This is a genomic window from Nocardia sp. NPDC050378 (assembly GCF_040655675.1).
Taxonomy (GTDB): domain Bacteria; phylum Actinomycetota; class Actinomycetes; order Mycobacteriales; family Mycobacteriaceae; genus Nocardia; species Nocardia coubleae.
This window is the reverse complement of the sequence record NZ_JBFAKI010000005.1, coordinates 100,240-120,785: the sequence shown is the minus strand read 5'-3', so window position 1 is coordinate 120,785 and position 20,546 is coordinate 100,240. Positions and strand designations below refer to the sequence as shown.

Genomic DNA, 20,546 nt, shown 5'->3' with positions numbered 1-20,546 from the left:
GAGCCCGCTCATTGTGCGGGCTGCCCGCCGGAAGGTGGAGGAGTGCATCGCAGGGCGGGGTCATTGTGGCCCCGGACGGGCCGGCATCGCGCCCGCGGCTGCAATTTCAGTGAGGCGAACGAGGTCGCATTATCCGATCGGGTTGTGCCCCAACAGCACTCGCCCCGTGAAGCGGGTCTGTTTGGGGCGGGGCAGGGGATGGAATTGGCAGCCGAGGATGTCGCGGTAGAGGCGTTCGAGGTCGCAGGTGCGCGAGTAGCCGGCGCCGCCGGTGGTTTCGATGGCCAGGCGCACGGTGTCGACGAGGGCTTCGGCGGCGACGGTCTTGCGGCTGAGGGCGCGGGCGGCGAAGGCGTCGGTGTTGGGGAAGGTGAGGTCGGCGGCGTCGGTGAACATGGCGGTGACGAGGTCGTCGGCGGTGGTGTGGGCGTTGAGCATCTCGCCCGCGGTTTGCAGGGTGTGGTCGTCGGCGCGCCCGCGCAGCAGGTGGGCGGTGAGGGCGACCGCCGCGTCGGCGATGCCGAGGTAGGCGGCCAGGATCAGGGGAAGAGCGGCGCCCATCACGACATTCAGCACGGTGGGCCACGCACCGGCGGGCCGGATCAACGACACCGCCGCCTCGGGCACGAACACGTCGTCGAGCACCACGGTGTGCGATCCGCTGGCACGCAAACCCAGTGTGTCCCAAGTCTTCTCGATCCGAACACCAGCCGCCGACATCGGGATCGCGCAGTGCAGCACCTGATTCCCTTCGAGGCGGACGCTGGTGACGAGCACGTCGCCCACCTCGCATCCGCTCGCGGGCGCCTTGCGCGCACTCACCCGGTATCCGCCGTCCACCGGCACGGCCATTCCGTTGGAATCCACCCAGTCCGAGGCGCCGGTGCTGACGAGAATCGCGCCACCGACAACCTTCGCGAACACGCCGGAGGCGTCGATACCGTGCTTGTGCCGCCACACCTGCGCGGCGACCAGATGCGAATGCATCGCGAACGCCACCGCCGTCGACGGATCGTGGGCGCCGAGCTCACGCAGCACAGCCCCCATTTCGGTATGCGCGGCCCCGCCGCCCCCGAATTCGGCCGGAACGAGCGCGGCCGAGAGCCCGGAGGATCGCAGCAGGTCGAAGGCGGCGACGGAGATCTCGCCGGTGCGGTCGCGCTCGGCGACCTCGGTGCGCAGGGTTTCACCGATCGTGCGGGCCAGGGCGACCCGGTCGGTCGCGGAAGTAATCGTGGAAGTCATGTTTCGAAAGGTAGGGACGGGCGCGATAACCGGATAGTCCAGAAAGTGGACTTCCCCGGTCCAGTATCTGGACCCCGTCGGTGAGGTGATGATGACGAGCACAACCCCCAGCTACGCCCAGTACTGCCCCATTTCGCGTGCCCTCGACGTGCTCGGTGAACGCTGGTCGCTGCTCATCGCCCGCGACCTGTTCCTCGGCACCACCCGATTCAACGATCTGGCTCGCGGCCTGCCCGGCCTGTCGCGCAGCCTGCTGGCCAAACGGCTGCGCCAGTTCGAACGCGCGGGCCTGGTCGACAAGCTCGGCACCGAGTACGTGCTCACCGACGCGGGCCGGGACCTGGAACCGATCCTGTTCGGCCTCGGTGAGTGGGGGGCGCGCTGGACGTTCGGCGAACCACGCCCCGACGAGCGCGATGCCGCCCTGCTCGTGTGGTGGATGCACAACCGTCTCGACACCACGCGACTGCCGGGTCGCCGTCAGGTGCTAGCGGTCCGGTTCACCGACGATCCGCGCCGGTTCTGGATCGTGGTCGAGGCCGGCGCGGCGTCGGTGTGCGAGACGGATCCGGGGTATCCGGTCGATGTCACCATCAGCGCCGACGTGGCGGGTTTGTACGAGGTGTGGCTCGGCCGGTTGCCGCTGGCACACGCCCAGCACACCGGACGGGTGCGGTTCATCGGCCCCCACGCGGTTACCCGCCGGATGCCCGAGGTGCTGCGGTTGAGTCCGGTCGCCGGGTACGTGCGCGCGACCGCCCAGCAGGCCCGCGCCTCCTGAAACCGGACTTATTACGCAAATCCGAACAAAACGTGTCTGTTATCACTCCGTGGCCCATCGTGTTGGCAACGGCCGTGACCACAACGTTATTGTTCGAGTCATGGTACGTACCGGAGCAGAGCAGACCGAACCGGACGAACCGAATGTTCCTCTCCCCCAGCAGCATCCGGCACGTCTCCAACTGGTCGGCGAGACCGACACCCCCGAACCCACGGCATCGGCGGACGAGGGGTTCCCTCGCCTCGGCGACACCAGCTTCCTCACCGGCGCGGCCAAGCACCGCCTCGCCGCGTTCATCCACACCAAGCTCGCCGAACTCGAGGAACTGCCCTGACCCGGATTAAGCTGGGCGCGCCGTAGATCAGCGGCGACAAGGCGGGCGAGGAGGGCTGCGGTGAGCGAGGCGGTCGTGCTACCCGAACGGGTCCGCACCGAACTACGCCGCGGGGTGCGCAGCGTCCTGATCGACACCGCCGCACTGCGGCTCGTCGGTGAACGCTTCGACGACGACCAAGCGGGCGCGCTACGCCGCTATCTCGAGGCCTCGCAGTCGGCCAACACCTTGCGCGCCTACCGCACCGACTGGATCGCGTGGGCGGGCTGGTGCGCGGGCGAACACCGCCAGGCGCTGCCCGCCGACCCGCTCGACGTGGCGGTGTATCTGGCCGCGGCCGCCGACGCCCGCCGCGAGAACGGCACGTGGGCATTCAGTCCCGCCACCCTCGACCGCAAATCCGCCGCTATCGCCGCCGTGCACGCGGCCAACGGTTTGCCGTCCCCGACAAGGTCCGACGTCGTGCGCCTGACCCTGCGTGGCATCCGGCGCACCCGCCGCACCCCACCCACCCGCAAACGCCCGGTCCTGCTGCACACCCTCGAACAGCTCCTCGCCGAACTCCCCGCCCCCGGCTGGCCGACCGAACCGGCCCGCCGCCGCGACGCCCTCGCCCTGCTGGTCGGTTTCGCCGGTGCGCTGCGACGCAGCGAACTGGCCGCCCTGCGCATCGGCGATGTCCAGGTGCGCACCGATCACCACACCGGTGAACCACTGCTGATCGTGCACCTGCCGACCACCAAAACCGACCCGACCGGTGCGAGCGAACAGCGTGTCGCCCTGCCACGCGGCAAACACCCGCACACCTGCCCCGTCTGCGCCTTCGCCGACTGGGTTCAGCTTCTCGAAAATCATTCCGGCACAGACGATCTCCGCGCTTGGGTCACCGCGAACCCGATCGCCGACACCACCATCCACCGCTGCCACGGCTTCACCGGAACCTCCCTGAGCAGCGATCCCCACCGCCCCTTGTTCCCCACGGTCAACCGGCACGGCACCATCGCCCCCACCGCCCTGTCCGGCCGCGCCGTCGCCGAACTGGTCAAACGCTACGCCGCCCGCGCAGGCCTCGACCCCGCCCTGTTCTCCGGCCACTCCCTACGCGCCGGCTTCGCCACCCAAGCCGCCCTCGGTGGCGCCAGCGACCGCGAAATCATGCGCCAGGGCCGCTGGTCCAACCCCCGCACCGTCCACGGCTACATCCGCACCGCCAACCCCCTCGAAGACAACGCCGTCACCAAACTCGGCCTCTGACGAAAGCCGCACCGAGACAAAGTAGTTACATCGGCTAGCAGGTGTGCCATCGTTGATCGTCGTGAGCGAGCACGATGTCGCAGCGATCCGAACCCTGGCCGGCTTGGCAACGCCGATGGCTCTGCGGGTGTGCGTCACCCTCGGTCTTCCGGATCGGCTGCGCGAAGAACCCGCCGACGCCGCACGTATCGCGTCTGAAATGAGTGTCTCGCCCACAGCACTCGAACTGCTGCTGGATCATCTCGCGACCCTCGGAATCATCGAGCACACCGGCACCGGATACCGAACGACCGAATTCGGAGCGACTCTGTGTAGTGATGCGGGCAACGGCCTGACCAACTTCTTGCATCTGGACATGGCAGGGGGACGCGCCGAGCTGGCCTTCACCGACCTGCTGCAGAGCATCACCACCGGAAACGCCGCGTACCCGGTCCGCTACGGGCAGGACTTCTGGGCCGACCTCGCCCGCTACCCCACCTTGCGTGAGTCGTTCGACCACCAGATGACCGACCGATTCCGCGACCAGATCCCCCGGATCGTCACCGGATACAACTGGGGCCGCTTTCGGAGCATCGTCGATGTCGGCGGCGGCCACGGCACACTCCTGGCAGCGATCCTCGCCGCCTACCCACTCCTTCGCGGCCACTTGATCGACCTCGCGCCCACCGCACACGAGGCCGCGACGGCCTTCAGCGCACACCGTGTCCAGGATCGCGTGCAAGTCACCGCACGCAGCTTCTTCGAGCCACTGCCGACGGGCGCGGACGCCTACCTGTTGTGCGACATCCTGCACGACTGGGACGATGAGCACGCGCGCCATATCCTCGCCCGCTGCGTCGAAGCCGCCCGACCGGGCGGCCGGGTCCTTGTCATCGAGCCTGTCGGCGGACGACATGCCGCCACCGAATTCAATCTGGCCATGCTCGTCATCTTCGGTAGCCGCGAACGCCGCGTCGACGAGTTCCGCGCCCTGGCCTCGGCCCACGGGTTGGTCCTCGACACTGTGACAGACCTGACCGACCAGCGCTGCTTACTCGAATTCCGCCTCACCGACCACAGCTGAGCCCACCTCGCCACGTCCTATGGGGCAGCCGGCGAGCATCACCGATACGGCCTTGTGTCGGCCACCGAATGTGTCCCCTGCGCAGCGGAGACTCTTGCCGTCGGAGCCGCACGACTCGGACTTGATCATCGTGGTGTGGTGGCACCGGCGGAAAGTATGGCCATGAGATCTTCCGGGATCGGCATCGGCGTGAGCGGGCCGACATCACTCCGGCCGGTGTTCCCGACGGGCACCCGACCCGTCGCGGATGCGATGCCGCCGAAGGCGAGTCGGAGGACCTGGCCGACGACTTCGCGGCGGTCGCGGGAGCGGATCGCGAGCCGGAGCATCTGCCAGTGGGCGCGCGTGTGCGGCCACGCCCACTCCTGCGACAGGATGTGGGCCCGTTCGAGCGCGTGCCACATCTCGTCGATATCAGTGGTCAGGCGGGCGCGGTTCAGTTCGGCTTCGAATGCGGATCGGACGCCGGCAGGCATGCGGGACATGGGACCTCCTGAGTTGGATTGCCTCCCGACAGCGTTGCTGTCCACGTCGGCGTCTGCTTGAACAAACCTGCTACGGGCTACCGAGTTCGTCCACCAACCGCAGCTGCCCGAATTGTGAGGGGGCTGCGCCGAACATGCTGTGACAGACCCGGTTCAGATGGGCGCTGTCGGCGAATCCGGCACCATGAGCCGCCTCGGTCAGGGTTCGACCTGCCGCGAACAGCCGGACCGCGTGCTGCATCCGCAACCAACGCACGTACGCCCGGAACGGAAGTCCGACTTCGGCCGAGAACAGGTGCGCCAGTCGGCTCTCCGACAGTCCCGCCCGCTGTGCCAGTTCACCGAGCCGAACCGGGCCGTCGGCGAGGAGCGCGGGCAGATCGGCCAAGGAACGGCGTACCGCCGGATGCCAGGCGCTACGGTCGGGCTCGCCCGCGCCCGTGACAAGGGCAGCCATTCCGATCGGGCCACAGCTGAACATCTCCCCGTGACGCACCCAGACCTCGACCACATCCGCGGGATCAGGACACAGCACCCTCGCCACCTCCGCTTCGGGCGCCAGGTGGATCAATGTCGCCGAGGCGGTGCCATCGACGACACGGTGGCTGGTGTTCGGCGGAATCACCGCGGCCCGGCAGCTCGCGGTTGATCCATGACCATCACCGATGCGGAACGCGGACTTGCTCTGCATGATCTGCACCGTGTGGTGCGCATGCAGCGCCGTGGTTCCGACCTCGCCCGTCAGCACCATCAACCCGGGCCGCAGCAGCATCGTCCCGGTCCATCCGGTCGCACCGGTCACGTGTTCTGCCCTGGAGCGGCCCGACATGATGGGCCACCGACCGCACGGTGCGTCGAAGACTGCATGGTCGAAGTATCGCAATCCCGCCCCGCCCGGCAGCCTCGAGTGCGTCCAACGGTGCGGCACCGAGCGAGCAGTGGGCTGCCGCGGACGGCGCGTCGGTCCGATCTCCGAGGGGCGACCTCACGCCGGATGACCGGACAGCGGATAGGTGGCGCTCAGGCGCCGGAGCGCGCAGGGCTCAGACCAGCGCCTCGGCGTGGTGTACCTGCCTCAGATCGTTGCGGTCGAGCCATTCGGAGATGGCAGCGGCCAGCAGATCCGGCTGGTCCTCGGGAGTGTGGTGGCCGGCGACCTCGTCGTACTGCTGAATATGCAGGGCGGAAATGGTTTTCGCGCACCAGTCGATGACGGCGGGTTCGGTCATCGCGCCGTAGGCAGGCGTGAAGTTCACCATCAGCTTCGGCACGTCCGGGCTGGACGCGAGCCATTCGTCGTACGCTTCGGCGCGGACGACAACGTCGGTCGGCGTTCCGTCCAGCGGCATCGACCGGGCGAAGCGCAGCACCGGAAGCCTGCTCTCCCGCGTCGGGAACGGGCGCTGGTACACCGCAAGATCGGCGGGCTCGAGCCGATCCGAGATGGTGGCGAGCCCGTCCTGGACGAACGAGTCCTCGAGGAAGATGGACTCACCCACACCGTCGGTCCGGATCGCGCGCCACAGATCCCGACCGGCCTCGGGGAACTCCTCCCAGCTCATGGGCTTGATGATGGTCTCGGTGAACGCGATTCCGCGCACCCGATCCGGATGCCGTGCCGCCCAGTCGAAGGCGAGCGCGCCACCCCAGTCGTGGCCGACCAGCACCACACTGTCCAACCCCATCGCCTCGATCCAGGCATCCAGGTAGCGCGCATGGTCGTCGAAGCTGTAGTCGATCGCCGGCTTCCCCGACTCGCCCATGCCGATCAGGTCCGGAGCGAGCAGCCGACCGGCGCCGACGCCGGGCAGAACATTGCGCCACAGGTACGACGAGGTGGGGTTGCCGTGCAAGAACACGATCGGTGCGCCGGTGCCGGTTTCACGGTGGTAGATGGTCGAGTCGAGTACGCGGGTGACAGGCATGGTGGTCCTTTCAGCGGTGGAGACAGGAGGCGATTCCGGTCGACAGAGTCGGGGTGCAATCGTCCTTGAGTCAGTTAGTTAACTAACTGACTCAGAACATTAGCGAGTGCCCTGCCGTTTGTCCAGAGTTAGTTGGACAACTCACCCAGAGGGTCGGGCGAGCCCGTCAACGCCCCGTATGCAATGAGAAGTACTCCGACTGCCGCGGCGGCTGGGCGGCGGTGGCCAGGATTCGTGCCACGTCGTCGATGCCGTCGCGCAACGGCGCGACGGTCACACGCACCGCCTGCGGCTGACCCGCCTCCTCGCCGACCAGGAAAGGACCACCCGGAGCCACCCGAATGCCGTTAGCCGCCAGATGAACCAGCGCCGAGCGTTCATCCGTCACCGGCACCCAGGCATTGAGCCCGTCCCCGTCGGCAACCGCCACACCGTGCCGACTCAACGCACCGGTGAGTGCGCGTCGCCGATCGGCGTATTCCGTACGTGCTTGCGAGACAGTGCCGTTCGCGGTGTCGTCACGCAGGAGTTCGTACAGCAGACGTTGCAGGATGCGCGGTGTCCACCCGGGGCCGAGCATGCGGGTGGCAACGATGCGATCGATCACCTCCTCGGGGCCGGAGAGGGCGGCGATGCGCAGGTCGGGGCCGTGTGATTTGGAGAAGCTACGCACGTGCAGGACCTGGTCGGGCAACCAGCGGCCGAGGCTGATGTCGGGGGCGGCGACGATCGCACCGGAGTGGTCGTCCTCGACGACTATGCACCGGTGTTCGCTGCGACCGAGGATTTTGGCGAGCGTCTCGGCGCGCTCGGCGGTCATGGACGCGCCGGTCGGATTCTGGGCGCGTGGCTGTAGGACGGCGGCGGCGGGCGCGAGCGTGAGGGCGCGCGCCAATTCGTCCGGCAGCACACCGTTTTCATCCATCGCCACCGGGACGGCCTGCACGCCGATGGTGTCGAGATAGTCGAGGAAATGCGGGAAGGTCGGGTTCTCGACGATCACCCGGTCACCGAAGCGCACCACCGCAGCCAGGCTGCGCGCCACCGCGTCCATCGCCCCGTCGACGACGGTCAACCCACCCGACCCCGTCGGCCAGTCGGCCTGCAGCAGCCGACCGAGCTCGGGAACCACCGGCGGCTGGTGGTAGTCGGTGCTCTCGGCGCGCGAAGCCACCTGCGCGAGAAGCGACCCGATCTCGGGCAGCAGGGCGGGATCGGGCGTGCCGAGCGACAGATCCAGGCGCGCGGACTCGGCCCCACCGGTCATCCCACCCGCACGCGTCGGGGCCGCGCGAGGCACCCCGGTGACGAAGGTTCCGCTGCGCCCCTTGGAAACAACCAGCCCGGCCTGGGCCAGCGCCCGCCACCCGTGGCTCACGGTCGCCGGACTCACTCCCAGCTGCGCGGACAGTTCGCGCACTGTGGGGAGCCGATCACCCGGGCGCAGTTCGCCACTGGTGATGAGCCGGGCGATCGCCCCGGCGATCCCGGCGGGCGTCGGATCATCGATCCGGATCTTCTTGTCCACTTTTCCCTCGCCGTCGGCCCCTCGAGATTTACACTTCCCGGCATTGGGTGAAACATTCAAGAAATGTTTAGTACTGACGATAACATAACCCAAATCCTAGGCAGGAGATCGACCGGTGACGATCATCAAAGCAGCCATCACACAGGCCACCTGGACCGGCGACAAAGAATCGATGCTCGCCAAACATGAGAAGTTCGTCGAGCAGGCAGCCGCCGAAGGCGTTCAGGTGATCTGCTTCCAGGAACTGTTCTACGGGCCGTACTTCGGCAATGTGCAGGACAAGAAGTACTACGAATACGCCGAATCGGTGCCGGGCCCGACCACCGAACGGTTCGCCGCCTTGGCGCGCGAGTACAACATCGTGATCGTGCTGCCGGTGTACGAGGAAGACCAGCCCGGTGTCCTCTACAACACCGCCGCCGTGATCGACGCCGACGGCACCTACCTGGGCAAATACCGCAAGCACCACATCCCCCACCTGCCCAGCTTCTGGGAGAAGTTCTACTTCCGCCCCGGTAATCTCGGCTACCCGGTGTTCGACACCGCCGTCGGCAAGATCGGCGTCTACATCTGCTACGACCGCCACTTCCCCGAAGGCTGGCGCGCCCTCGGCCTGGCAGGCGCAGAACTCGTCTTCAACCCCTCGGCCACCAAACCCGGCCTGTCCAACCGGCTCTGGGAACTCGAACAGCCGGCCGCCGCGGCCGCCAATCAGTACTTCATCGCCGCCAACAACCGGATCGGCACCGAGAGCGACGAATTCGGCGACGACGCGGTGACCTTCTACGGCAGCTCCTACTTCGTCGATCCGCGCGGCAATTTCGTCGGCGAGGTCGCTTCCACCGGCACCGAGGAACTGGTGATCCGCGAGATCGACCTCGACGTGGTGCGCGAGGTGCGTGGCGACTGGCAGTTCTACCGCGACCGCCGCCCCGACTCCTACTCCTCGATCGTGGCGCCCTGAGCCGGAAAGGATCACCGTGGCAACAACATTGATCACCGGCGGCACCGTCGTCTCGGCAACCGGGCGCGCCGCGGCCGATGTGCTCATCGACGGTGAACGCATCGTCGCCCTCCTCGAACCCGGCAGCACCGTCCTCGGCGCGAATCTGACCGAAACGGTCGACCGCGTGATCGACGCGACCGGCAAATACGTCATCCCCGGCGGCATCGACGCCCACACGCACATGTCGATGCCCTTCGGCGGCACCACCGCCGCCGATACCTTCGAAACCGGCACCCGCGCCGCCGCCTGGGGCGGGACGACCACCATCATCGACTTCGCCGTCCAGAAATTCGGGGAGCGAGTCCAGGACAGCCTGCAGACCTGGCACGACATGGCCGCGGGCGAATGCGCGATCGACTACTCGTTCCACCAGATCATCGGCGACGTCAACGACGAATCCCTGCGCGCCATGCGCGAACTCCCCGGCGAGGGCATCAGCAGCTTCAAACTGTTCATGGCCTACCCCGGCGTGTTCTACAGCGACGACGCCCAGATCCTGCGCGCCATGCAGACCGGCGCCGACACCGGCCTGCTCACCATGATGCACGCCGAGAACGGGCCCGCGATCGACGTGCTCGTCGGCCAGCTGCTCGCCCAGGGCAAGACCGACCCCTACTACCACGGCATCGCGCGCGCCTGGGAACTCGAGGAAGAGGCCACCCACCGGGCGATCATGCTCGCCAAACTCACCGGCGCGCCGCTGTATGTGGTGCACGTGTCGGCAAAACAGGCTGTCGCCCAGCTCGCCGCCGCCCGCGATCGCGGCCAGAACGTCTTCGGCGAAACCTGCCCGCAGTACCTGTACCTGTCGCTGGAGGACCAGCTGGGTGCGCCGGGTTTCGAGGGCGCCAAATGGGTGTGCTCCACGCCGCTGCGTTCCAAGCACGACCACCACCAGGACGAAGCGTGGCAGGCGTTGCGCACCAACGACCTGCAGATGGTGTCCACCGATCACTGCCCCTTCTGCATGAAGGGCCAGAAGGACATGGGCATCGGCGACTTCTCCAAGATCCCCAACGGCATCGGCTCCGTCGAACACCGCATGGACCTCATGTACCAGGGCGTGGTCGACGGCAAGATCAGCCTCGAACGCTGGGTGGAGATCACCGCGACCACCCCCGCGCGCATGTTCGGTCTCTACGGCCGCAAGGGCGTCCTCGCTCCCGGCGCCGACGCCGACGTAGTGATCTACGACCCCGACGGCCACACCTCCATCGGCGTCGACGCCACCCACCACATGAACATGGACCACTCCGCCTGGGAGGGCTACGAGATCGACGGCCACGTCGACACCGTGCTCTCGCGAGGCAAGGTCGTCGTCGACGACGACACCTATCTCGGCCGCAAAGGCGACGGACGTTTCGTCCGACGCGACCCCTGTCAATACCTCATCTAGGGAGCCACCATGCAATTCGGAGCGGTCCTGCAGTGCGACCCGCCTGCGGCGCGCACGGTGCACCTGGCCAAACTCGCCGAAGCACACGGCTTCAGCCACCTGTGGACGTTCGACTCCCACATCCTGTGGCAGGAACCGTATGTGCTCTACAGCCAGATCCTCAACGAGACCAAACGCATCACCGTCGGCCCCATGGTCACCAACCCCGCCACCCGCGACTGGACGGTCACCGCCTCCACCTACGCCACCCTCAACGAGGCCTACGGCAACCGCACCATCTGCGGCATCGGCCGCGGCGACTCGGCGGTCCGGGTGGGCGGCGGCAAACCGACCACCCTGGCGACCCTGCGCGAATCCATCCGCGTCATCAAGGAACTCGCCAACTCCCGCCCCGTCGAGGTCGACGGACGCGTGCTGCAGTTCCCGTGGAGCACGGGCTCGACCCTGGACGTGTGGGTCGCCGCCTACGGGCCCAAAGCCCTCCAGCTCACCGGTGAGGTCGCCGACGGGTTCATCCTCCAGCTCGCCGACCTCGACATCGCCGAATGGATGATCCGCACCGTCAAGGACGCGGCCGCCGCCGCGGGGCGCGACCCCGACGCGGTCAAGATCTGCGTGGCCGCACCCATGTACATCGGCACCGACCGGTCCCACATGCGTGACCAGTGCCGCTGGTTCGGCGGCATGGTCGGCAACCACGTCGCCGACATCGTCGCCCGCTACGGCGAAACCGGTTCCGTCCCACCGGCATTGACCGACTACATCGCCGGTCGCGAAGGCTACGACTACAACCAGCACGGCCGTGCGGGCAACACCCACGCCGCCTTCGTCACCGACGACATCGTCGACCGGTTCTGTGTCCTCGGCACCGCCGAAGACCACCTGAAGAAGCTGCAGCGCCTTGCCGAACTCGGTGTCGACCAGTTCGCGGGCTATCTCCAACACGACAACAAGGAGGAGACCATGCGCGTCTACGGCGAAACCGTCATCCCCGGCATGAGCAAACACATCACCGCGATGAAGGCGGCATCATGACCGCCGCCGACACCGCGACCGACCTCGACGCCCTGGCCTACCGGCTCGACCGCGACCACGTCTTCCACTCCTGGTCCGCCCAGGCCGCGCTACAACCACTCGTCATCGCAGGCGGACGCGGCTGCACAGTGTGGGACCACGCCGGCCGCGAATACCTCGACCTGTCCAGTCAACTCGTCAACGTCAACATAGGCCACCAGCACCCGGCCGTCACCCGAGCGATCGCCGAGCAGGCCGCCCAACTCGCCACCATCTCGCCCGCCACCGCCAACCTCGCCAGAGGACAAGCCGCGCAGCGTATCTCAGCGCTCGCACCGGACGGCTTCGACAAGGTCTTCTTCACCAACGGCGGCGCCGACGCCATCGAAAACGCCATCCGGATGGCCCGCCTGCACACCGGCCGCGACAAGGTGCTCTCCACCTACCGCTCCTACCACGGCAACACCGGGGCCGCCGTGGTCGCCACCGGCGACTGGCGGCGCGTACCCAACGAATTCGCCCGCGGGCACGTCCACTTCTTCGGCCCCTACCTGTACCGCAGCGAATTCTGGTCCGAGACCGCCGAACAGGAATGCCAGCGCGCCCTGCATCACCTGGAACGGGTCGTCCAGTGCGAAGGCCCCGCCTCCATCGCGGCCATCCTGCTCGAAAGCGTGCCCGGAACCGCCGGTGTGCTCGTCCCACCGCCGGGCTACCTCGCCGGCGTACGCGCGATCGCCGACCGCTACGGCATCCTGCTCATCCTCGACGAGGTGATGGCGGGCTTCGGGCGCACCGGCGCCTGGTTCGCGTTCTCCCGCCACGATGTCGTCCCCGACCTGATCACCTTCGCCAAGGGCGTGAACTCCGGTTACGTCCCGGTCGGCGGCGTCATCATCTCCGACCCCGTGGCACACACCTTCGACGACACCGTCTTCCCCGGCGGCCTCACCTACAGCGGTCACCCCCTGGCCGCCGCCTCCATCGTCGCCGCACTCGACGCCATGGAATCCGAGGGCATCGTCGCCAACGCCGAGCGCGTCGGCCGCGAAACCCTCGGCCCCGCACTACGGGCCCTCGCCGACGACTTCCCCGTCATCGGTGAGGTACGCGGCGAAGGCGTGTTCTGGGCACTCGAACTCGTCGCCGACCCACACACCCGAACCCCCGTCCCCGCCGCGACCATGGGCAAGCTCAAAACCGGTCTGCTCGATCGCGGCGTGCTCCCGTTCATCGCCGACAACCGCCTGCACGTGGTGCCGCCCTGCGTCATCACCGACGCCGAGGCCACCGCGGGCGTCGCCGCGATTCGTGACGTACTCGCCGGACTCTGAAGACAAGGAAACGACCATGACACAGATTCTCGAGCACTGGATCGACGGTAAGGCCTGGCCGGGCGAATCCACCCGCACCGCACCCGTTTTCGACCCCGCCCTCGGCACACCCCAACGTGAGGTGCGCATGGCGACCGCCACCGACGTCGGCACCGCCGTCGCCGCGGCCGCCGCCGCCCTGCCCCAGTGGCGCGACAGTTCGATCGCCACCCGCAGCAGGTTCCTGCTGACCTTCCGGGAACTGCTCAACGCCCGCAAAGACGACCTCGCGCAGATCCTCACCGCCGAACACGGCAAAGTCCTCAGCGACGCGGGCGGCGAGATCGCCCGGGGACTCGAAGTCGTCGAATTCGCCCTCGCCATGCCACAGCTGCTCAAAGGCGAATTCAGCCAGAACGTCTCCACCGACGTCGACGTGTACTCGGTGCGCGAGCCGGTCGGGGTGGTCGGGATCATCAGCCCGTTCAACTTCCCCGCCATGGTTCCGCTCTGGTTCTTCCCGATCGCCATCGCCGCGGGCAACACCGTCGTCCTCAAACCCAGCGAGAAGGACCCCTCGGCCGCCAACTGGCTCGCCGAACTCGCCGCCGAAGCGGGCCTGCCCGCGGGCGTCCTCAATGTGGTCCACGGCGACAAGGAAGCCGTCGACGCCCTGCTCGTCCACCCGGACGTCGCCGCGATCTCCTTCGTCGGCTCCACCCCGATCGCACGCTACGTGTACCAGACCGCCGCCGCCAACGACAAACGAGTCCAGGCGCTCGGTGGGGCCAAGAACCACATGCTCGTGCTGCCCGACGCCGACCTCGACCTCGCCGCCGACGCCGCCGTCAACGCCGGCTTCGGCTCGGCCGGCGAGCGATGCATGGCGGTGAGTGCGCTGCTCGCCGTCGACAGCATCGCCGACGAACTCGTCGCCAAGATCGCCGAACGCATGAGCGAACTGCGCACCGGCGACGGTCGCCGAGGCTGCGACATGGGCCCGCTCATCACCCGCGAACACCGCGACAAGGTGGCCGGTTACCTCGACGTGGCCGCCGCCGACGGCGCGACCGTCGTCGTCGACGGCCGCGAAACCAACATCGACGGTGCCGCCGAAGGGTTCTGGCTCGGCCCGACCCTGATCGACAACGTCCCGACCACCTCCGCCGTGTACCAGGACGAGATCTTCGGCCCGGTCCTCTCCGTCGTCCGGGTGAACGGCTTCGAGGAGGGCATCGAACTCATCAACAGCTCCCCCTACGGCAACGGGGTCGCGATCTTCACCAACGACGGTGGGGCCGCAAGGCAATTCCAGCGCCGCGTCACCGTCGGCATGATCGGCATCAACGTCCCCATCCCGGTGCCCGTCGCCTACCACAGCTTCGGCGGTCACAAGGCTTCGATCTTCGGTGACGCGAAAGCCTACGGACCGCAGGGTTTCTCGTTCTTCACCCAGGAGAAGGCGATCACGTCACGCTGGCTCGACCCGAGCCACGGCGGCATCAACCTCGGGTTCCCCCAGCACAGTTAGCAGTAGTAGAGAGATAATGCGATGACAGAAACACAGGTCCACGCGCCCGAGGGCGCGGGACGACACTCGCAGCTGGTCAACGACGACTTGGCGCCCACTACCAAGGAGACGGCGACCTGGCGCACCTGGGACCTGTTCTGTCTCTGGATGACCTCGGCCCACAGCATCGCCAGCTACGGCTTCGCCGTCGGCATGCTCGCCCTCGGCATGACCGGCTGGCAGACCATGCTCGCCCTGTTCGCCGGTGTGCTGATGCTGTGGCTCGGGAGCAACCTCGTCGGCGTCGCGGGTCAGAAGGTCGGAGTTCCGTTCCCGGTCTTCGCCCGCGCCACCTTCGGCGTGTTCGGCGCCAACATCCCCGCCCTGCTCCGCGCGCTCGTCGCGATCTTCTGGTACGGCATCCAGACCTACCTCGCCTCCACCGCGGTGATCGTGCTGATCCTGCGGGTGTCGCCAGGTCTCGAGTCGTGGACGAAACCCAGCTTCCTCGGACTGTCCGCGCTCGGCTGGATCGCCTTCCTCGTGCTGTGGACCGTGCAGCTGATGATCATCAGCTACGGCATGGAGATCGTGCGCAAGGCCTCCGACTTCGCCGGACCGGTCGTGTGGATCGGCATGATCGCCCTCGCCGTGTGGATCATGAGCGAGGCCGACTGGAGTATCGACCTCAATGCCCGTGCGGGTGAAGCACTCTCGAGCGGACAGACGGTGTCGGCGTTCATCGGGGTCGCGTTCCTGATGGTCGCGTTCATGGCCGGACCGCTCGTCAACTACGCGGACTTCGCCCGGTTCTCACCAAATCAGAAGGCCATTCGGCGCGGCAACGCCTGGGGCATCCCCTTCAACGAGACCGCGTTCGTCGTCATCTCGATCATCATCTCCCTCGCCACCCTGAAGGTGTACGGGGAAGTGCTGTCCGACCCGGTGGAACTCGTCGCCCACATCGACAACGACGCGATTGTCATCATCTCAGCCGTGCTGTTCGCCATCGCGACCGTCGGCATCAACGTGGTGCTGAACTTCGTCTCCCCCGCCTACGACATCTCCAACGCCGCACCGAAGTACATCTCGTTCCGCACCGGCGGCATCATCACCGCCGTCCTGTCGATCGTCGTGCTGCCCTGGAAGCTGTGGGCCAACCAGGACTTCATCGTCTACTTCCTCGGTGGCGTCGGTGCCCTCATGGGGCCGGTGTTCGGCATCCTGGTCGTCGACTACTACCTGGTTCGCAAACAGCGCACCGAGGTGCCCGAGCTCTATTCCGGCGCGACCGACGGCACGTACTTCTACACCCGGGGCTTCAATCCGCGAGCACTCGTCGCGCTGCTCATCGCGGGTGCGGTGAGCGTCGTCGTGGCCCTTGTCCCCGATTCCGCCTCGGTCACGGCACTGTCGTGGCCGGTCGGCGCGGCGCTCGGTGCGGCCGTCATGTACGGCCTGAGCCGCAAACCCGCGCAGGTCTGAACCCGCGGCTGTGCCCCGGCGACAACGACTGTCACCGGGGCACAGCCGTCAGACGATCCGGTCGAGCCGGAAGATCCGGAACTCGCGCCCGCCGGCGAGCCGATACTCCATCTCGTAACCAGGCCAGAACTCCACGACCTGGTCCCACACCCGCTTACGCTCCACGCCGGTGATCTCCGCGACCGACACCGGAAACGCCGCACTACCGTTGAACCGCACCGACGCCGTGCGCGCGGCACGCAGGTTCGCCGACCACGCCGGATGCTCGGGCTTGCCCCAGTTGGAACCGACGAGGAAGAAGCCGTCGCCGTCGGGCACACACAGCAGCGAGGTCGTACGCGGCACACCGGACTTGCGGCCGACCACGGTCACTTCGATCGACGGCAGACCGGCCAGATCCAGGACACCCCAACGCCCACCGGAGAACCGGCGAAGCAACCGCTCGGCGGGCAACACGACGCTCGCCCCCCGCATCACCCAGGCTTGTGCTCCGAACACGCGCGCCACACGGGGCAAGGGATTCCACACCATCCCCGAATCCTGGCTCGAGCTCGCCGGAGTGACGAACCCACAGGGTGTGCTTGAGAGGCATTTCACTCCCCTGTCCTTGCTGGCGGTTTGTTCGTGGGGACATGTGTCTCAGGTGAGTTCATGGTTGATGATGGTGAGCTGACATAGATGGATGCGCATATCTGCGTAACCGAATGTAATAATTGGGCGTTCGCCTCGCTGCCGCGATTCCCGGACTGCCGCTCCTCGATGCCGCACACTGGACTCCCCTTCCCATCCCAGCCCGCCAGGAGTGCCATGCCCTCCCCCAGTCGCCGCCGGACCCTCGCCACGATCGCCATCGTCTTCGCCGCGCTAGCGGGGAGCACCTCCCCCACTGCCGCCCGACCACCGGCGCCCGCCCAATTGGCACCGATGGGCCCCGACTTCCTCTGGGGCGTAGCCGCTTCCGGGTTCCAGGCCGAAGGCGACGCACCGGACAGCAACTGGCGCCGCTACGCGGAGTCCGGACACACCGAGCATCCATACCTGAACTCGGTCGACTTCCGCCGGCGGTTCCGATCGGATATCGCACTCGCGGCCGACCTGGGTGTGCGGGTGTACCGCATCGGCATCGAGTGGGCGCGGGTACAGCCTCGGCCCGGTGTCTGGGACGAGGCGGGTCTCGGGTTCTACGACGAGGTCGTCGCCGCGATCGTCGCGGCGGGCATGCGACCGATGCTCACCCTCGATCACTGGCTCTATCCCGGCTGGATAGCGGATCGCGGCGGCTGGCGTGATCCGCGCATCGTGGCCGACTGGCTGACGAACGCGCGAAGCATCGTCGACCGCTTCGCCCATGCGGACCCGCTGTGGGTGACGTTCAACGAGCCGATGGTGTATCTGGCCAACGAACTACGCCACGGCGGGCTCACCCCTGCCGACGCACCGACCATGGTCGACCGAATCGCACAGGCCCACAACGGCATCCACGAGTACATCCACTCCGTGCAGCCGGGTGCCATGGTCACGAGCAACGTCGCCCACCTGCCCGCCGTCGACGACGCGGTGAACGGCCCGCTGCTCGACCGCATCTCGGCGCGCCTGGACTACATCGGGATCGACTACTACTACAGCTTCTCCCCCGCCGAACCGCGCATCCCCGACCCCGGCAAGCTCTGGACCATGCCCTTGCACCCGGAGGGCATCTACTACGTCCTCGAGCACTACGCCCGCAAGTTCCCCGGCCGTCCGCTCTACATCGTCGAGAACGGGATGCCCACCGAGAACGGACTGCCACGCCCCGACGGCTACACCCGCGCCGATTCGTTGCGCGACACCGTGTACTGGCTGCAGCGCGCCGTGGCCGACGGCATCCCACTGCTCGGCTACAACTACTGGAGTCTCACCGACAACTACGAATGGGGTTCGTACACACCGCGATTCGGCCTCTACACCGTCGACGTGCTGACCGACCCCGCACTCACCCGCAAGCCCACCGACGCTGTCGCGGCCTACCGGGAGATCACCGCCGCAGGCGGCGTCGGCGACCACTATCGCCCGACGCGAGCGCCTGCGCCCTGTTCGGTGGTGAACGGGGTGGCGAGTTGCACCGATCCGGTGACGGTCCCTCGGTAACAGTTCGATACCGGATCGTGTGCTTTACACTCAGGCGGTGTCGAGCGCAACGTCACGACCCGCCCGCGCCGTGAGCGGCAGACAAGCCCGGTGGCAGCCGCACAACGACAGCCGCCGGGAACGGATCGTGCAGGCGGCGATCGAATTGATCGAGCAGGCGCCGCCGGGTGTCGAGGTGCCGATCGTCCAGATCGCCGAACATGCCGGGCTCGCGAAATCCGTTGTGTACCGGCAGTTCGCGGGCCGCGACGAACTCGACCGGCGCATCCGCGGCGATATCACCGACCGGTTCGTCGGCGATATCGAGGACGCGCTCGACATCGGCGACGGTTCCATCCACCAGATCCTCGTTCGCACGGTCGATGCCGTCGTCACCTGGGTCACCGAACATCCACGACTGCACGAATTCCTGCGCACCGGGCCGTCGGAGGCCGATCCGGACGTCGACGCGATGAGTTCGCTCATCGCGACACTCGCCGCGTCGACCCGCGCGCTGGTCACCGGACTGGCCGGGGTGGTCGGCGTGGCCGACGACGGCTCGGCCGACACGATGACCTTCGCGATCGTCTCGATGACCGAGGCGACGGTCACCCGCTGGGCCAACGACCCCGCCCCGGTCCTGTCGAGACAGCAGCTGATCGAGGAGGTCGCCTCCTACGCCTGGCACGTGGTCGACGGCGTCGCCCGGCGCCACGGACTCACCCTCGACGCCGAACAACCCCTCACCACAGTCATCACCCAGCTGATGACCAACGGCGACTGAGGGCCGCTCACGCTGCCCGGCGCGCACTCCGCTCCGGCTCGCTGCGGTAGCGCGACAGCGGCCCGTCGATGCCGAGCGCCTTCCACACCTGCTTGGCCACGGGGTTCATCATGCCCAGATCGTCGGCCAGCTTCCGCACGTCGGCGAAGTAGCCCGCCAGCATGTGCTGGGAGTGCTCCGACTTCCAGAAAGCCTCACGGATGACCTCACGCGGGATGTCGAACTGCGTGGCGAACGAACGGGGCGGAGCCATGATCTCCCCGGCCAGCCAGCGCATCGCGATCGGGAACGCCACCGAGCATACGCCGCGGTTGAACTTACCCATCCGCCCGATGTGCGCGGCGAGGAAGTCGTGCGCGAAGGAGATGTGGCGTGCCTCCTCGGCGATGTGGATCTCCATGGTGCGCACCACCATCGGCGGCAGGTTCGCGCCCGCGCGCAGCATGGCCTTCTGATAGTGGTCGATCGGTTCCTCGCCGCCGAGGATGCCGATGAACAGGATCGTGTGCGCGTAGCCGCCCGCCACGCCGATGAACGGCGAGAGCGCCCGGAACAAGGGGCGCATGCCGGGTACGTCCACACCGATGCGGTTCACCAGTTCCTGGAACATCTGGATGTGGTTGCACTCTTCGGTCATCTCGTGCAAGCAGTACCGGAACTCGGGTGAGCCGTTCGGCAGTTTCATGATGTACTGCATCATCCCGCGGATCAGGATGCTCTCGAATGCCGCGCCGACCCTGATCGCGTTCGCGGTGCGCCACTTGCCGATCTCGATCTGCCGCTCCAGCGGCTGCTCGCGGTACCACTGTGTGGCACCGAGCGGATCGTATTCGGACGACAACACCCAGCGCGGGTCGTTCGGGTCGAGAGCCAGCTCCGGCGAATCCCAGTCGATATCGAGGTAGGGATCGAAATGCCGGTCGACGGACCCTTGAGACAGGGTCGCCAGGGCATCGCGGTATTCCTCGCTGATGAGTCCGCCACGGCTCGATTCGGTCAGCGTCATCGGTGCCTCCTCGGTTCGCGTCGATGCGCACGGCAGTGTCAACCGTCACATCGTCGAACTCAGAGTAACTGAGACTCGAGGTCCCACACAACCCCCGACGCCCCTCCCGCGACCCCCTCGTCCTTCAAAACCTCTCCAGGCCTCACAGCCTGAGCCGCGACCGGACGAGTCCTTGGCCGATGGGTCCCCCGAACCACACATCCGTCGCATTCCGCGACCGCGGTGCACTTGTCGGCATCAAATGGGTGTAGGCACGCAGCGTCAATGCCGCATCCTCGTGGCCCACGTAATCCGCCAACTACCGCACCGAA

The 20,546-nt window shown here is 67.2% G+C and carries 19 protein-coding genes; 12 read left to right on the top strand and 7 right to left on the bottom strand.

What is annotated here, in order from left to right:
- Positions 1-129 precede the first annotated feature (129 nt).
- Positions 130-1,245, bottom strand: coding sequence for an acyl-CoA dehydrogenase family protein (locus AB0I35_RS13340; protein ID WP_357396090.1), 1,116 nt, complete (start codon positions 1,243-1,245; stop codon positions 130-132).
- 91 nt (positions 1,246-1,336) lie between these two features.
- On the opposite strand from AB0I35_RS13340, the gene AB0I35_RS13335 reads away from it, so the two are divergent.
- The 4 genes from AB0I35_RS13335 (at position 1,337) to AB0I35_RS13320 (ending at position 4,677) form a co-directional block, all read left to right on the top strand.
- The gene (locus AB0I35_RS13335) at positions 1,337-2,026 is read left to right on the top strand and encodes a winged helix-turn-helix transcriptional regulator (protein ID WP_357396089.1); all 690 of its coding nucleotides are present in this window, start codon (positions 1,337-1,339) and stop codon (positions 2,024-2,026) included.
- A gap of 100 nt (positions 2,027-2,126) precedes the next feature.
- Positions 2,127-2,360, top strand: a complete 234-nt coding sequence (locus AB0I35_RS13330; RefSeq protein ID WP_357396088.1) for a hypothetical protein — start codon at positions 2,127-2,129, stop codon at positions 2,358-2,360.
- Between the two features lie 60 nt (positions 2,361-2,420).
- On the top strand, positions 2,421-3,614 hold the full coding sequence (locus AB0I35_RS13325) for a site-specific integrase (RefSeq protein WP_357396087.1): 1,194 nt from the start codon (positions 2,421-2,423) through the stop codon (positions 3,612-3,614).
- 61 nt (positions 3,615-3,675) lie between these two features.
- Positions 3,676-4,677, top strand: a complete 1,002-nt coding sequence (locus AB0I35_RS13320; RefSeq protein ID WP_357396086.1) for a methyltransferase — start codon at positions 3,676-3,678, stop codon at positions 4,675-4,677.
- 125 nt (positions 4,678-4,802) lie between these two features.
- On the opposite strand, the gene AB0I35_RS13315 is transcribed toward AB0I35_RS13320, so the two are convergent.
- The 4 genes from AB0I35_RS13315 to AB0I35_RS13300 all read right to left on the bottom strand — a co-directional run bounded on the left by AB0I35_RS13315 (position 4,803) and on the right by AB0I35_RS13300 (position 8,615).
- Entirely contained in the window at positions 4,803-5,207 is a 405-nt protein-coding gene (locus AB0I35_RS13315) for a DUF3703 domain-containing protein (protein WP_357396085.1), read from the bottom strand.
- Between the two features lie 25 nt (positions 5,208-5,232).
- Positions 5,233-5,964 carry a helix-turn-helix transcriptional regulator gene (locus AB0I35_RS13310; protein ID WP_357396084.1) on the bottom strand — a complete coding sequence of 244 codons (732 nt, stop codon included), beginning with the start codon at positions 5,962-5,964 and terminating at the stop codon, positions 5,233-5,235.
- A 241-nt stretch (positions 5,965-6,205) separates the two neighbouring features.
- Positions 6,206-7,147: a haloalkane dehalogenase gene (locus AB0I35_RS13305; protein WP_357396525.1), complete on the bottom strand. Its 942-nt coding sequence runs from the start codon at positions 7,145-7,147 to the stop codon at positions 6,206-6,208.
- 106 nt (positions 7,148-7,253) lie between these two features.
- Positions 7,254-8,615: an aminotransferase class I/II-fold pyridoxal phosphate-dependent enzyme gene (locus AB0I35_RS13300; RefSeq protein WP_357396083.1), complete on the bottom strand. Its 1,362-nt coding sequence runs from the start codon at positions 8,613-8,615 to the stop codon at positions 7,254-7,256.
- A 121-nt stretch (positions 8,616-8,736) separates the two neighbouring features.
- Between AB0I35_RS13300 and AB0I35_RS13295 the strand changes: the two genes are divergently transcribed.
- Genes AB0I35_RS13295 through AB0I35_RS13270 form a run of 6 tightly spaced genes read left to right on the top strand, consistent with a single transcriptional unit; the run spans position 8,737 to position 16,339 of the window.
- The gene (locus AB0I35_RS13295; protein ID WP_357396524.1) at positions 8,737-9,579 is read left to right on the top strand and encodes a nitrilase-related carbon-nitrogen hydrolase; all 843 of its coding nucleotides are present in this window, start codon (positions 8,737-8,739) and stop codon (positions 9,577-9,579) included.
- A 16-nt stretch (positions 9,580-9,595) separates the two neighbouring features.
- Positions 9,596-11,017, top strand: coding sequence for a dihydropyrimidinase (gene hydA, locus AB0I35_RS13290; protein WP_357396082.1), 1,422 nt, complete (start codon positions 9,596-9,598; stop codon positions 11,015-11,017).
- Positions 11,018-11,026: 9 nt separating this feature from the next.
- Positions 11,027-12,052: a TIGR03842 family LLM class F420-dependent oxidoreductase gene (locus tag AB0I35_RS13285; protein ID WP_357396081.1), complete on the top strand. Its 1,026-nt coding sequence runs from the start codon at positions 11,027-11,029 to the stop codon at positions 12,050-12,052.
- Positions 12,049-13,365 carry an aspartate aminotransferase family protein gene (locus AB0I35_RS13280; RefSeq protein WP_357396080.1) on the top strand — a complete coding sequence of 439 codons (1,317 nt, stop codon included), beginning with the start codon at positions 12,049-12,051 and terminating at the stop codon, positions 13,363-13,365. The genes AB0I35_RS13285 and AB0I35_RS13280 overlap by 4 nt, the downstream gene beginning before the upstream one ends.
- A 16-nt stretch (positions 13,366-13,381) precedes the next feature.
- Positions 13,382-14,875 carry a CoA-acylating methylmalonate-semialdehyde dehydrogenase gene (locus AB0I35_RS13275; protein ID WP_357396079.1) on the top strand — a complete coding sequence of 498 codons (1,494 nt, stop codon included), beginning with the start codon at positions 13,382-13,384 and terminating at the stop codon, positions 14,873-14,875.
- Between the two features lie 21 nt (positions 14,876-14,896).
- Positions 14,897-16,339 carry an NCS1 family nucleobase:cation symporter-1 gene (locus tag AB0I35_RS13270; protein WP_357396078.1) on the top strand — a complete coding sequence of 481 codons (1,443 nt, stop codon included), beginning with the start codon at positions 14,897-14,899 and terminating at the stop codon, positions 16,337-16,339.
- 48 nt (positions 16,340-16,387) lie between these two features.
- Here AB0I35_RS13270 and AB0I35_RS13265 read toward each other — a convergent pair whose 3' ends face one another.
- Entirely contained in the window at positions 16,388-16,870 is a 483-nt protein-coding gene (locus AB0I35_RS13265; RefSeq protein WP_357396077.1) for a nitroreductase family deazaflavin-dependent oxidoreductase, read from the bottom strand.
- A gap of 276 nt (positions 16,871-17,146) precedes the next feature.
- Between AB0I35_RS13265 and AB0I35_RS13260 the strand changes: the two genes are divergently transcribed.
- Positions 17,147-18,466, top strand: a complete 1,320-nt coding sequence (locus AB0I35_RS13260) for a family 1 glycosylhydrolase (protein WP_357396076.1) — start codon at positions 17,147-17,149, stop codon at positions 18,464-18,466.
- 37 nt (positions 18,467-18,503) lie between these two features.
- Positions 18,504-19,229 (top strand): TetR/AcrR family transcriptional regulator, encoded by a 726-nt coding sequence (locus AB0I35_RS13255; RefSeq protein WP_357396075.1) that lies wholly within the window; start codon positions 18,504-18,506, stop codon positions 19,227-19,229.
- A gap of 7 nt (positions 19,230-19,236) precedes the next feature.
- Here AB0I35_RS13255 and AB0I35_RS13250 read toward each other — a convergent pair whose 3' ends face one another.
- The gene (locus AB0I35_RS13250) at positions 19,237-20,235 is read right to left on the bottom strand and encodes a diiron oxygenase (RefSeq protein ID WP_357396074.1); all 999 of its coding nucleotides are present in this window, start codon (positions 20,233-20,235) and stop codon (positions 19,237-19,239) included.
- Between the last annotated feature and the right edge of the window lie 311 nt (positions 20,236-20,546).

Bases quoted from the DNA above. Each gene is read 5' to 3' on its own strand.
- AB0I35_RS13340 (WP_357396090.1), bottom strand. From the start codon at position 1,245: ATGACTTCCACGATTACTTCCGCGACCGACCGGGTCGCCCTGGCCCGC.
- AB0I35_RS13335 (WP_357396089.1), top strand. From the start codon at position 1,337: ATGACGAGCACAACCCCCAGCTACGCCCAGTACTGCCCCATTTCGCGT.
- AB0I35_RS13330 (WP_357396088.1), top strand. From the start codon at position 2,127: ATGGTACGTACCGGAGCAGAGCAGACCGAACCGGACGAACCGAATGTT.
- AB0I35_RS13285 (WP_357396081.1), top strand. From the start codon at position 11,027: ATGCAATTCGGAGCGGTCCTGCAGTGCGACCCGCCTGCGGCGCGCACG.
- AB0I35_RS13280 (WP_357396080.1), top strand. From the start codon at position 12,049: ATGACCGCCGCCGACACCGCGACCGACCTCGACGCCCTGGCCTACCGG.
- AB0I35_RS13275 (WP_357396079.1), top strand. From the start codon at position 13,382: ATGACACAGATTCTCGAGCACTGGATCGACGGTAAGGCCTGGCCGGGC.
- AB0I35_RS13270 (WP_357396078.1), top strand. From the start codon at position 14,897: ATGACAGAAACACAGGTCCACGCGCCCGAGGGCGCGGGACGACACTCG.
- AB0I35_RS13265 (WP_357396077.1), bottom strand. From the start codon at position 16,870: ATGGTGTGGAATCCCTTGCCCCGTGTGGCGCGCGTGTTCGGAGCACAA.
- AB0I35_RS13260 (WP_357396076.1), top strand. From the start codon at position 17,147: ATGCCCTCCCCCAGTCGCCGCCGGACCCTCGCCACGATCGCCATCGTC.
- AB0I35_RS13250 (WP_357396074.1), bottom strand. From the start codon at position 20,235: ATGACGCTGACCGAATCGAGCCGTGGCGGACTCATCAGCGAGGAATAC.